General features: G+C 38.7%; 6 protein-coding genes. 1 reads left to right on the forward strand and 5 read right to left on the reverse strand.

What is annotated here, in order from left to right:
• Positions 1 to 40: 40 nt before the first annotated feature.
• The gene (locus LNQ34_RS04440; RefSeq protein WP_229998796.1) at positions 41 to 1,351 is read right to left on the reverse strand and encodes a S28 family serine protease; all 1,311 of its coding nucleotides are present in this window, start codon (positions 1,349 to 1,351) and stop codon (positions 41 to 43) included.
• 174 nt (positions 1,352 to 1,525) lie between these two features.
• Between LNQ34_RS04440 and LNQ34_RS04445 the strand changes: the two genes are divergently transcribed.
• The gene (locus tag LNQ34_RS04445) at positions 1,526 to 2,746 is read left to right on the forward strand and encodes a M24 family metallopeptidase (protein WP_229998797.1); all 1,221 of its coding nucleotides are present in this window, start codon (positions 1,526 to 1,528) and stop codon (positions 2,744 to 2,746) included.
• Positions 2,747 to 2,822: 76 nt separating this feature from the next.
• On the opposite strand, the gene LNQ34_RS04450 is transcribed toward LNQ34_RS04445, so the two are convergent.
• The 4 genes from LNQ34_RS04450 to LNQ34_RS04465 all read right to left on the reverse strand — a co-directional run bounded on the left by LNQ34_RS04450 (position 2,823) and on the right by LNQ34_RS04465 (position 14,271).
• The gene (locus LNQ34_RS04450; RefSeq protein WP_229998798.1) at positions 2,823 to 6,671 is read right to left on the reverse strand and encodes a M43 family zinc metalloprotease; all 3,849 of its coding nucleotides are present in this window, start codon (positions 6,669 to 6,671) and stop codon (positions 2,823 to 2,825) included.
• 498 nt (positions 6,672 to 7,169) lie between these two features.
• The gene (locus LNQ34_RS04455) at positions 7,170 to 8,627 is read right to left on the reverse strand and encodes a SusD/RagB family nutrient-binding outer membrane lipoprotein (RefSeq protein ID WP_229998799.1); all 1,458 of its coding nucleotides are present in this window, start codon (positions 8,625 to 8,627) and stop codon (positions 7,170 to 7,172) included.
• Positions 8,628 to 8,639: 12 nt separating this feature from the next.
• The gene (locus tag LNQ34_RS04460; protein WP_202701540.1) at positions 8,640 to 11,846 is read right to left on the reverse strand and encodes a SusC/RagA family TonB-linked outer membrane protein; all 3,207 of its coding nucleotides are present in this window, start codon (positions 11,844 to 11,846) and stop codon (positions 8,640 to 8,642) included.
• A gap of 262 nt (positions 11,847 to 12,108) precedes the next feature.
• Complete coding sequence (locus LNQ34_RS04465; protein ID WP_229998800.1) at positions 12,109 to 14,271, reverse strand: S9 family peptidase; 2,163 nt, start codon at positions 14,269 to 14,271, stop codon at positions 12,109 to 12,111.
• Position 14,272: the final 1 nt, after the last annotated feature.

Consider the following 14,272-nt stretch of genomic DNA (forward strand, 5'->3'; position numbering starts at 1 on the left):
GGTTAAACTCATTAAGAAAAACTCACCACTCCTTTTCTTTTTAATTTATTTCGGCCTTATCGTTAAGTGCTTTTAAGTCGAGCCATCTTGATAATGTTTCCATGATTCGTTTTTTATCGTTCTCCGGAAAATCTTTTACTCTCGTGGTGTGACTCCCCCCGGGAAGAACCATTTTTAATGCATCTAATTTGGAATCTGGTGTTGGAGCACACGAGTACCAGGTGTCGTAACCGCCGTAGATGTACAAAATTTTATTGCCTTTATTCTCTACATATTTTCGCACTTCTTTGATGTATTTCGGATTGTATTTTATCACTACTCCTTTAGGTGCAAATCGATCATTGGAAGTACTTTTTACCACTTGAAGCAAATCGGCAACCGGAGAAAAATCAAAACCATAGTATCCCAATTCTTTTAAATGCTGATAATAGGATGGCAAATAATGAAAATACATCTTATCGTTATAAGTTCTTACGCCTGAAACCTCATCCAAATAGGCAAACAGCTCTTTCGGGCTCGCCGTTACTGACGGTATAGCCTCGCATTTTCCTCCCCATTGCCAAAAAGAAAAAGGAAATTCTAAAACCGCATATTCTAATGCCTCAGCGAAAGGTACTTCGGTAAAAGTCATTTTCTTTCCTTCTGCATATTGTTTAAACTCCTTTAAAACGGCTTCTCTATTTTCTAAAACTGCTCTTTGAAAGGCTGTAATTTTAGCCCTGCATTCTGCTGTCCCCACTGTTTTAGTATGCTCTACTGTTCGGGGATCTTCCTGGGTATTAATTAACGGTGCTACATAAGGCATTGCCACATCCACATCATCTGGATATTTTGATTTGTAAATCAAAGCCGTTTCACCGCCTTTGCTTATTCCGGTCGAAATCCATTTTCCGGTATACAACTGCTTCAGTTTTGTTACAAGATTGTGATAGTCGGCGATAGCCTGATCGTTTGTTAAATATTCCCACGGAAGTGGTTCCGGTCGCGACTTTCCATAAAAGCGGTATTCGACTGCAATCTGATTAGCGTTTAACAGTTTACTCACCTCACTTTTGATATTATTGGTATTGTAACCATGAGTTTCAATAACCATTGGGTTATTAAAATTCAGATGCGAGAGGTAAACATAATGCTTGAAAGTTCCTTTTTGCGGATTTTTATGATCTAAAGGTTCATCTAGAATCAATTGGTACGACTCTGCATAACCTTCTAAATTTTCTATCGTTGTGATTTCGGCTTTTGGAAACAATACCGTGAGCTTCTGATACAAATCTGATTTATTCTGCGCTGACACAAAATACGAACTCAGAACAACACACAGTAGCAATACTAAACGCTGTATACTTTTCATTTTTTAAGTTTTAATTGATCTTTAAAAATACAGGCATTACAACCCAAAATCCAATAGTATATTACCCTTAAATTATTCTATTTTATCTACTTTAAGTTAAAATACCACTATCCCAAAATATTGGCTTATTTTTAATCCAAAATAAAAAAAACAACTAACCTTAAAATAACAGCTATGACCATTGGAGTTGGCGGATCTAACGCAATTGCAGAATTAGAAAAAATACAAAACATGACCCTGAATGTCAAGGCCATTCAGCCGGAGGAATATCAAATGCGTATTCAGAAAGCGGTGTCGCTTATGAAAACAGCAGGTTTTAAGTCCTTATTCGTGAACGCAGGAACCAATCTATACTATTTTACCGGAACCAAATGGAATCCCTCTGAAAGGATGGTTGGAGCCTTATTGTTTGAAGACGGCAGCCTGGAATATATTGTTCCGAAATTTGAAGAAGGTACTTTTAGGAAATTCATGAAAATTGAAGGCCATTTAAATTGCTGGGAAGAGCATGAATCACCAGCTGTTTTATTTGGAAAGATCCTGGAGACCAAAGGCATAAACAACGGTAAAATTGCACTGGACGAATCTGCCGGTTATTTTTTAGTTGATGCGATCGTAAAAGCCAATCCAAATTACGAATTCGAAAATTCCCAACCGGTTACAACTGGCTGTCGTATTCAGAAATCAGCCAATGAAATTGCAATCATCCAACAAGCCAAAGAAATTACGATGGTGGTTCAACGTGCCGCTGCACGCATTTTGTATCCGGGCATAAAAGCCGAAACGGTTGTCGATTTTATCAATCAGGCACATATCAAAGCAGGAATTGCTTCAGGTTCTTATTTTTGTATTGTGTTGTTTGCCGATGACTCTCAATATCCTCATGGGGTTACTACTCCTCAGGATTTAAAAGATAACGATGTTGTACTTATCGACACAGGCTGTCGTTTGGAAGGTTATCTGTCTGATATCACCCGAACTTATGTGTACGGTACTCCAACAGACGCACACATCAAAATATGGAATTTAGAAAAGGCCGCACAAAAAGCCGCTTTTGATGCCGCACAATTAGGGGCAACCTGCGGTTCGGTCGATGATGCGGCACGCAAAGTAATTGCAGCAGGTGGTTTGAGTGCCGATTACGAATTGCCGGGCTTACCTCATCGCGTGGGTCATGGAACAGGATTAGATATTCACGAACATCCATATTTGGTAAGAGGCAATACTACTGTTCTGCAAGAAGGAATGGTAGTAAGTAACGAACCGATGCTTTGCATCCCGGGTCAATTCGGGATTCGTCATGAAGATCATTTTTATATGACCGCTGAAGGCCCAAAATGGTTCACTACTCCAATGCACAGTATTGATAATCCGTTTGGCATTGACATCAATTAAACTGTATTTAATTTTAAAAAGCATAAAAAAAGGGAAACAATATCGTTTCCCTTTTCTTCTTTACAAACCAAATTATTTATTTAACCAATAACTTTTTAGTATCTGTGAAGCTTCCATCTGTAGCTACCACTATATAAACTCCTTTTCTAAGACGGTGTACCGGATAAGAAACTGTGTTTTTTACAATGTCAATAACATTTCCTGTACTGTCGTAGATGGTGATTTTAGTATCCGCCAGGTTTAAATTAGCGAAGTTGAAATTAACCACTTCCGAAGCCGGATTAGGATACATCGTAAATGATTTTGTAAAATCAGTCTGATCTGCTCCTGCACTTCCGTTTTGCAAATCAATGGTCAACGGAGCACTCCAGTTACTTGCCTCAGTTGCATTTTTAGCTCTAACTCTAAACTGATAAACGGTTTGTGTGCCTTGTTTCGGAACCCATAAATAATAGGTTGTGGAAGTTCCGAAAGTGGTCCAGCCTGTACTAGCATTATTCAACTGTACTTCATAACTTGTTGCATTCGCCACTGTATTCCATGAAGCATAAAATCCGGATGAATACACTCCTGAATTCCCAATATTGGCTGGTGTCGGCAAAGTTGTCGGATTAGGTGTCGAACCTGCAACAACCGTATAGTCTTCCACATCACCATCTCCAATGTTTCCACAAGCCGACGGGTTCGCATAATATTTCATTACAATGCGCATTCTGGTCGTTCCGGTAAACGCAATTGGTGTAAAACTGCCTGTAGCTGTTCCGGTAGAAGAAATTCCGTCAATCACTTTTTCAGAAGCATCAAAAACATTGTTTTTATTGTAATCGATCCACACTCCCCAGTATTCTAAATAAGATCCTCCGGAAAAACCTGCCGCCAGACTAACATTTGTAGCTACTCCCGGAGTTACAGTTACAGTTTTAGACGTAAGATTAGCATACCCCCCTGCATCTTTACCGGATGTATTGGTAAAACTTCCAATAGTTACTGAATTGATGTATTCGTAATTATTATTCCCCTGAGCAGTACAATACGCTGAGCCTGCTGCAAGAGTAGCTGTAACCTCATTAGAATAGGCGGAGTAAATGCTATTTGCTTTTGCACGTACTCGGTATTTATAAGTACTTCCGGCTGTCAGACCTGTGTTGGTATACGTAGCCGCTGTACTTGGTAATGTTGTTATTTCGGCAAAAACATTATCTGCTCCTGCTCTTTCTACTACAATGTTTGTCGCATTAGTTGCGTTGTTTACCCATGTCAATTGTGCCTGTAAACTGGTGTTGTTTACTGCAGCCGTCAGACTTGTAGGTGCCAAAACAGTTACAGGTGCCTGAGTTCCGGCCTGAATGGATTCGTTTGGCTTCGTATTGTAAGCATAGTCTAAAACGGAATAACCAACTCCACCTGCTTCTACTTTAACATGCATCCAGCCATAACAGGTACGGCCTCTGCTTTTATATTCAAAACCGATATAACCTGTTTGGTTGTCCCAGGCTGTATAACTTGCCGTTCTTAAATCTAACTGATCCGGATATGCCGCTCCGGGGGTTACAAAATTACTTGCGGCACCAATTGTAGTTCCCTCTGTAATTAAACTAATGTTACGTGTACCTGTAGGTCCTACCAGTCTTTTGCCATAAGTTTCTACTTTTAAAGCAGCAGCAGCAAACTGCCATGCTCCATACTCCGTATTATCTCCAATCCCTAAATCAAAATACTGCCAGGTTTGGGCTGCCGAAGCAACATAATCAGGATTGTTTACATAAAAAACTCCGTAAGGTGCATCAAATTTCAAATTGATCGTTTTTGATGACGTATCAAGAGTCGCAATTCCTCCTGTGATTGCAGCATCTTTGAATGTAATGACTACAGCAGCATCATTTGCAGGAAGATGTGTGCTTGCTTTTCCGGTAAAGGAAACCACTACTTTATTATTTCCCTGAAGTGTCAATACAGCGGTTAATCCTGAAGGAACTCCTGTAATAGCAAAATCAGTTCCAGCAGTTAAGGTTCCAGTACTTTTTGTAAAAGTTCCATTGTTAGTAGATAACGAAATTGTACTGGTCGTGGTAACACCACCGTCATTTGCCTCCGCCTCGTACAGTATACTTTCTGATAAAACAACCGCCGTTTTATTAGTCACACCGGTATAAATAGGCGCATTGGGTTGTGTATTGTAGGCATATTCAGAAATGATGTAACCGTCTCCATTTGCCGCAACGCTTATTTTGAACCAGCCATAGCAAGGCAATCCATCGATTTTGTATTCAAAACCTACATATCCCGATTTTCCATCCCAGGCGGTATAACTCGCTGTTCTTAGATCTAATTGATTTGGGTATGCTCCCGGAGCAGTCATATTACTTGTCGGACCAACTGCGGTGTTTTGAGCTAATAAGGTAATGTTTCGGCTACCACTCTCGCAAGTTAATCTTTTGCCATAAGTTTCAATTTTTAATGCATTGGCCGCATAACGCCAACCTCCGAATGAAGTGTCGTCTCCTTTTGCAATATCAAAAAACTTCCAGGTTAAATTTGAAGAGATGTTAATATCCGGCATGTCTACAAAGAAGATTCCATAAGGATCCGTAAATCTTAAATTGTAAAACAAAGCAGTACAAGACAAACCTGCAGTTCCTCCTGTAAATGCCGCAGGTAAGAATGTGATTCCGGCAGTTGTATTTTGCGTTGCTGCATGATTTGTTGCTTTTCCTGAAAGTGTTACCGTCACCTGACCATTTGAATTTACAGTAACAACTGGTGTGATTCCGGCTGGAAAAGTATGTGTAAAATGGGTTCCTGCTGACAAAGTTCCTGAACTTAGTGCAAAAGTCTTTCCTCCGCTTAAAGTTACCACTGAGGCTGTATCAAAAGATCCATCATTGATAACAGCTTCTTTAAAAGTAGTTCCGGTTGCTACTAAACTGCTTTCAGTCGTGTTCACTCCGGTATCAATTAAGTTTTGCGGCTGCCAGAGCGTAATCCTTGCCGGATGCTGTAAGGCTGCCAGCATTCTGTCAATCTGACCCTGGGTGTACATTTTATAACAGCCTTGTGCACCATTGTACCCCATATAATTTTCGATGTTTACTTTATCTCCTGTACAATTAGTTCCCGGTGTACAAGCCAGAGTATGCTTAGCATCTTCTGCAGGAGTGTCGGCAACTTCATCTGTGCCGGAGCAGCCTCCTTCAAAAGTGTGAATCAGGTTTAAGAAATGTCCAAATTCGTGTGTAAGGGTTGCCGAAAATTCTTTGCTGTAGGAGTTGTCGTAAAGATAAGCTCCGTTAAAAACGACACGTGCTGTGTTATTGGCCGTCATACCAGAATCAGGATACCAGGCAACTCCTGAATTGTTAAAAACTCCTTCGTTATACAAATCATTCTGAATGTAAACGTTCATATATTTTTTATTGTCCCAGGCATCCGCAGCAATCTGATCATCGTAACCACCGCCATTTCCGTAACCGTTTTTGGCCGCATGGAAAACAACACCCGTGGTACATCCGCCATTAGGGTCTTTTTTCGCCAGTTTAAATTCGATGTTTAATGTTCCTCTTCTCGCTTGAAAAAAGGGCTCAACTGTTTGGTAATCGGCATTCCTGCCATTGAAATCGTCATTTAACTGAGCCAAATGATTGACGATTTTTTCATAGGTAATGGTTTTTCCGCTTTGAACGTCTCCATAAATATGGAAAACCACGGGGATAACATAAGTAGGTGTTGCTGCTGTTTTTGAAGTGTTGCTTTTACGCTGAAGGATAAATGTTTTGGTAAAGGCATCAAAATCTTTTTTTTCCTGAAGTGATTTGGGGCTATTCCGATACACTTTGGCGTTTTCTTCTGTCGTCCGGCAAGGAAGTCCCTGCGCGCTCATTTTCCCTATCGAAAAAACGAGCATTAATACTAGTAGTTTTGTTTTCATTTTTTTTGGGTTAATTTGTTGCCACCAAAATTACCAGCATAGCTTCTATTTTATTGATACTATGTTATTTAAAAACAATATATAATTAACAACTTTTTAACTTTAAAAAAACACATAATTAAAAAATAAACCAAATAAATCAAGCATTCACAAATAAATTAGGCTATTTTTTAAATAAAACAAAACCAAGACTTCGACTTCGCTCAGTCGGACAATAGGATTCAATAAGTAAGACCTGACCTTCACTCAGTCCGACAATGGGATTCAATAAAGACTTCGACTTCGCTCAGTCGGACAATGAGGCTCGGGAAACAAGACTTCGGCTTTGCTCAGTCGGACAATGCAATGCAAAAAGAGACTTCGACTTCGCTCAGTCGGACAATGAGGCTCGGGAAACAAGACTTTGGCTTCGCTCAGTCGGACTATGGGATTAAATAAAAATAAAAAAACCGGAACCTAATTAAAGGCCCCGGTTAAAAACAGGAAAACTAATTCAAATTAAAATTTATCCCAGAAAATTTTTGTAGTCATCAAATCCCCTCCCATGGCAGCAGCAGCAGCCTCATAATTTCCTTTGTTTAAGGTTTTATCAAAAAGAGAGTAAATAGTACGAACCGGTACTTTTCCTTTTGCCGCATCAACAGCAGTTGAAGGGGCTAACAATACAGGAAAATCCAGTCTTCTGTATTCTGTCCATGCCTCAAATCCTCTGTTGTAATAAGCAATCCAAAGCTGGTAAGCGATTTTTTCTTTTGTTGTTCCGGCAGCAGTTGCAAAGTCAACATCTGTTCTGTTTACATAGGTCTGTGCATCAGCATTCGCAACTCCCCAAAAGTTCATGCTTGCCAAAATTCCTTTTTTATAATATTCTTCCGGAGTTCCTCCTACGCTAAATCCTCTGTTTGCAGCATCTGCCAAAAGGAAACAGGTTTCGGTGTAATCAAAAATTACTCCCGGGTTTGTTCTTTCTTTCAATCTTGATCCCATGTTTGAAAAATCGCCATAACTTACTTGTTTGGCATAAGGAGCTCCTTTATAGCTACCGCCTTTTTTAGAATTTGGATTAAAGAATATATCACGTCTTGGGTCATTTTTTCCATTTAACTGATTCACAAAATATTCAGTCGGAATCGTTTGACTTTCGTTTACCAAAGTATCATACAACGGATTCATATCAACAAGTGATGAAAAATACTGGAACAATGCTGTTTCCTCTTCACTGCTCATTACTCCTGAATTGTAAGCACTTTCTACTATTGTTTTTGCTTTAGCGGGCTCAATGTCTGCAAGGTGTAATCCAAGTTTTAATTTCACACTATTCGCTAATGTTTTCCATTTTGCCACATCGCCTTTGTAAATTAAATCGGCTTTACCAAAGCTCTCTTTACTGCCGTCCATAGCAGCAATAGCAGCATCTAATCTGGCAGCTAGATCTAAATAAATGGTTTTGGCATCATCGTATTTTGGATAAGGATACAGATTAATATCCAAAGCTTCACTGTAAGGCACGTTTCCAAACAAATCTACAAGCGCCTGATACGCCATCACAATCTGAACGTCAAGTACTGCGATTTTGTTTTTCTTAATTGCAGTATCAACAGCTCCTAAAGCTTCTTTGCTCTTTATGTCTTTTTGAGCGTTCACCAAATCCTGCAAAACGTCTCTGTATAACAACGTTGAAAGAGAACTTCCTAAATTTCTTCTTTCCATATTGTAGTTCACCTCATCGGTATAGGTTGTGGTAGACCAATACTGAGCATATCCTCTAAAATTGTTGCTGTTTACTGAAGCATTGGTCAGGAAGTAGGCATAATTTACCTGTGCATTGCTCATAAGTGCCCCCGGCAAAACGGTGGTATAGGCTTTTTTGTCCTGATTTAAATCTTCTAAGTTATCACAAGAGGCTACCGAAAGTAAGATGGCTCCTGCAAAAAATATCGTTTTTACTATTTTCATTTTTTTTTGTTTTTAGAATTGAACTTTCATATTAAAGTTATACTCTTTTGAGGTAGGCAAAACTCCAGTTTGAAAGCCCTGAAGATTTCCTGACGAAAGTCCTGCTTCCGGATCAGCGTACGGCAGATTTTTATGAATAATCCACAAGTTGCTTCCATTAACTGACAAAATCATGTTGGTGATAAAAGTCTTCGCCAGGAATTTTGATGGCAATCTGTAGCTTAATCCTAATTCACGTAATTTCACATAAGAAGCATCGTAAACATATTGCTGTTCCGGCATGGAGTTGTAAAATGAATATCCATTTGCTCCTTCTACACTTACCACTTTATCATTTGGAGTTCCGTCTTCTTTAACCCCAGACAACAGAATCCCTCCGCCGCTTGCGATCGGATTTCTTTGTGGATTTCCTAAATGGTTGTTCGAAACCGTACTTTCATAAATACCTGTAGTATGTCCGAAACGCTGGTCTAATGAATAAACGTCTCCTCCTTTTTTCACATCAATCAAAAAGTTCAATGAGAAATTTTTATAGGTAATTACGTTGTTCAAACCACCAATCCAATCCGGGTTTATATCCCCAATTGTTGCTCCGGCCGTTTGTAAATATCTTCCGTTTGAACGAATTACTTTTTCTCCGTTTAAATAAGTAAATCCGGAACCGATCAACTGTCCAATTGGTTTTCCAACCTCAGCAACATATCCTACTCCCTGGAAAGATCCTAACGAAATTCTGTCAGCTCCTCCTAATGAAATTACTTCATTTTTATTGGTAGACCAGTTTACTTTTGCTTCCCAGCTAAAATTGGCCGTTTTTACCGGAATTACAGACAAGGTTACCTCATATCCTTTATTTTGAACATCACCTCCGTTTATCCAGGCTCTGGTGTATCCGGTTTGTGTAGGTGTTTCCACTGAAAGAATCTGATTGGTTGTATTGCTTTTGTAGTAAGAGAAATCAAGACCTACACGATTATTGAACAATTTAAGTTCTATACCGGCTTCAAGACCTCTTGTCAGCTCACTTTTTAAATTAGAGTTACTTTTATTGTTTTCTGTAGAGAAACGAATTCCGTCAGGTCCAAAATTATCACCTTTTGGATAAGTTGCTGCAATGACAGCAAACGGAGCATCATTACCTGTTTCTGCATAATTCAAACGAAGTTTTCCAAAAGACAACCAATTTGTTTTAATGTGGTTACTAAAGATATAAGTTCCTGTAATCGAAGGGTACGTATAAGTACTATTACTTGATGGTAACGTTGAAGATTTATCTACACGATAACTTCCCTCTAAGAAATAAGTTTCCATAAAATTGAAACTCGCATTAGCATAAACACTGTTGGTACCGATGGCTACTTCTGACTCACCAGGGCTGTTGATTTTATCAATAGAATTACTCAAAGCATAAATTCCAGGCACTACCAGTCCGCCATTTGTCGCTGTAAAAATGGACTTACTCACTGAACGTCTTGAATTAGCTCCAAGCATTCCGTTGAACTTAATTCCGTCTGTAATATTAGTTTTAAAATTCATGATCAAATCGAAGTTGATCTCTCTGAACGTTTTATCAAATCTGGTATATTGTCCAAGTGCATTTGGTGTTCTTTTTGATCCCACAGCAATGCGCTCTTCCTGTAACTGATTATAGGTATCTACAGCACCTTTACCTGTAATCTCAAACCAATCGGTGATTTGTGTATTCAAAGCAAAGTTTCCGAAAAAACGATCACGATTTAAAGTATTGTAGTTGTTGTATCTTTGAAAATAAGGATTGTCATGAAACTGCAGTGTTAAATCATTTGGTCCTCCAACACTCCAGGTTGTATTTTTTCCTGTAAGATCATAAGCATCTTTTAAATCCTGAAAATCTACACTTGTAGAATACCATTGTCTGATACTGCTCAGATAGTTGTTTCCACCATCACCGTAACCGGTTTCATTCATTCCTTTCGCATCTGCTTTTAAATAATTAGCCGATGCCGAAATTTTAGTTTTAGGCAGAATGTTATAGCTTCCGGAGAAGTTAAAATTGTCTTTACGATTGTTACTGTTTGGCAAAATCCCCTGATTCATGTTATAGTTCGTATAACCAAATCTGAAATCTCCTTTTTCACCTGATCCGGTAAAAGCAATATTATTAATGAACGTCAAGCTCTTTTGGTAAAAATCATTTGGATTTTTCTTTACTGCTGTCCAGGGCGTAGCTTTTCCGTAACCCGGTAATTCAGGGTAGAAAGAACTCCAGTTGTACACTAACAAATTAGGATCAAATTTAGGTCCCCATGAGGCATCATCGGTTGCAGCATATGGATGTACCCCACTTCCTAAATCAACTGTTCCGTAGAAGTCACCATATCCTCCACCGTATTGATTTTGATACTCTGGTAAGGTTTTTTTATCGACTACACCAACAGTAACTCCGGAGCTAAAACTTACGCCTAAACCTCCTTTAGATTTACTTCCTTTTTTTAGCGTTACAAGGATCACCCCGTTTGAAGCTCTTGAACCATACAAAGCAGAAGCTGCAGCTCCTTTCAGTACGTTCATCGTTTCGATATCGTCAGGATTGATATCCGAAGCGGCATTTCCGTAATCGTATCCTCCTGTGTTACCTCCGCTTTTCTGATCGGCACTATTGGTATTGTCATTATTCAACGGAATACCGTCTACAATCCATAACGCCTGATTGTTTCCGGTTAAGGAAGTAGTACCACGAATCACCACATTCGTTGAACCTCCAATATTATTGTTACGTCTGATTTGTACACCGGCAATTTTACCTGAAATTGCATTGGCTACGTTACCATTGTTTACTTTGGTCAGGTCTTCTCCTTTAATTTCCTGAGTGGCATAACCTAAAGATTTCTTTTCTCTTTTAAGCCCCAACGCCGTAACAACAACCTCCCCAAGCTGCTCTGAAGCAGGAGATAAAGAAACATTGGCAGTATTCCCCGTAACGGTTACCTCTACAGCCTTCATTCCAATATAATTAAAGATTAAAACAGCGTTTTGACTTGTCTTTATAGAATATTTACCGTCAAAATCAGTTTGAGCTCCTGTTTTTGTTCCTTTGATCAATACACTCGCACCCGGTAAAGGTAAGCCTGCATTATCTGAAACAATTCCCGATACAACCCGCTCCTGTGCGAGCGCAAATTGTGCTAGCAGTACAAAAAAAAGTACTACCGTTTTTCTTTGAAAAAACTTGAATTTCATAAAATGGTTTTATAATTAGTATTGGCAAATGTTTTGCTTTTTTGATAATTTTTATGATAATATATTATCGCAAAAACCTATTATATTACCCTTTTATTACATATTTAATATTTTACATGTATTATCTTACCCTTTCAAATTCGAACAACATACGTGCTTATTTTCTTACTTTTTGTCTTTTTTCACTTGATTTTAGACCACAAAAAAAGGGAGAAATCCTTTTTACAGAAATTCTCCCCTTTTTTATGCTTTTAAAATGATTTTATTTCGCTCCCGGAGGACACTTTTCTTCTATAAATTTTATAAAAGTATCGACTAAATGTTTTCGGGTTCCTTCGCCTTCATGAATGCTGTGCGTACGATTTGGATAGATCATTAAATTAAAAACTTTGTCGTATTTGATCAGTTCATCAATCAAAACTTCTGCATTTTTATAGTGCACATTATCATCGCCGGTTCCGTGAATGTAAAGCAAATTTCCTTGTAAGTTCTTTGCGTGTGTTACGGGTGAAGCCTGAATATAGGCAGCTTCATTCTCGTCCGGCAATCCCATATAACGTTCGGTGTAAATATTATCGTAAAAATGCTGATCGGTAACTGCTGCGATGGCTACTCCGGTTTTATAGATCTCAGGATACTGAAACATTAGATTCAAAGTTACGGCTCCACCTCCGCTCCATCCGTGTATGGCCACTCTGTTCGCATCAATAAAGTTCCATTTCAGTACTTCTTTGGCCGCCATAGCCTGATCACGGGTGTTGATGATTCCAATATTTTTGTAAATTGATTTTCTCCATTTTCTTCCTTTCAAAACCGGAGTTCCTCTATTGTCCATTGCAATTCCAATATAGCCTTTAGGAATTAAAAAGTCAATAAATCCATTAAAATAAGGCATGTCATTCGCTACCGAAGCCATTGGCTCTCCGTAAACGTAAAAGAACACCGGGTATTTTTTTGTCGGATCAAAATCAAGAGGTTTTGCCATGATTCCATCGATTTCAACTCCGTCGACAGTGCTTACTTTGAATTTCTCTAATGAAAAGTCACGTGTTGGTTTTACCAAAACATCAGCCTCTTTTGGCAGTATTTTTTTATGATCGGAAAGTGAAACTAAGCGTACATTAAAATCGCGATTGATATTAGAATTGGTGTGTTTGGCATACGATCCGTCTGTCGAAAACTCATATTCATTAGTTCCTTCAAATACTTCCGGAGTTATTCTTTTGGTTTTAAGCGAATTAATATTCGTCTCATACAGATAACGCTGCGTAGCATCTTTTGGACTTGCGATATAATAAATTGATTTTGTCTTGTCATTATAAGCTTTAAAATAAGCATCGAAATTTCCAGTTGTGATCAGTTTTTTCTTTTTTCCGTCACGGCTTATTTTGTACACATGCATCCAGCCATCGGCATCTGAACTCCATAAAAAAGATTTACCGTTGTCTACAAACTGACAAGGAAAACCATCGTACACGCCAGAGGAAATATCAAAAACATCAATCCATTCTGCTGATTTTTCCTGATACACTAAAGTTGCTTTCCCAGACTGCGTATTGCAATTGTAAATCGAAGCCTGATTTTGATTTCGATTCAATTGTATAGCCATTACCTCATCTTTTGCCACCCATTCCATACGAACCAAATAATTATTATCCGGTTCACCCGGAATATCAAGCCAGTTGGTTTTTAAAGAAGCGATATCAATAACTCCAATTTTTACAGCAGAAGGTTTTTCTCCAGCTTTTGGATATTCTACCGGAATTACAAATGGGTATAAAGCGTCTGTATTGTTAATCATTAAGTGAAACTTTGTCTCCGAAGCATCTACACGCCAAAAAGCTATACTTTTACCATCAGGACTCCAGCGAAATCCGTCACGTGCGGCCAGTTCTTCTTCGTAAACCCAGTCAAAAGTTCCATTGATTACCTTATCAGTTCCATCTGTCGTTAAAGCGGTAATCTTTCCTGACGCCAGATTTTCAAGGTAAATATTGTGTTTTGAAACGTAAGCTACATTTTCGTTATCCGCAGAAAATTTGGCAAACATTAAAGAAGACTCTTCTAAGCCGGCTCCCAATTTTCTTCCTTTTCCGGTCGTCAAGTCAAAAAACCAATAGTCACCTCTGGTATTGGCTCTCCACACTTTTTTTGAATTGGTATAAACGAGAACTTTGGTTTTATTCTGGTTCCAGACTAATTCTTCTACTTCTCCGTTAAAACCTGCATTTGTTAATTGCTGTCTGGTTAAAACAGTGGTATTCTGATTGAGTTTATCCACATCATATACCAAAATATCCTTTCCGGAATTTACCCAAAACGAATGTGAATTGGGCAGCCACTTTAATTCGTTAATATCAATATCCTTTTGAGCCCAAATGCCCGAGCAAACCAAAAGAAGCAGTAAGAAGTGTTTTTTAATCATG

It is taken from the genome of Flavobacterium lipolyticum (assembly GCF_020905335.1).
Taxonomy (GTDB): domain Bacteria; phylum Bacteroidota; class Bacteroidia; order Flavobacteriales; family Flavobacteriaceae; genus Flavobacterium; species Flavobacterium lipolyticum.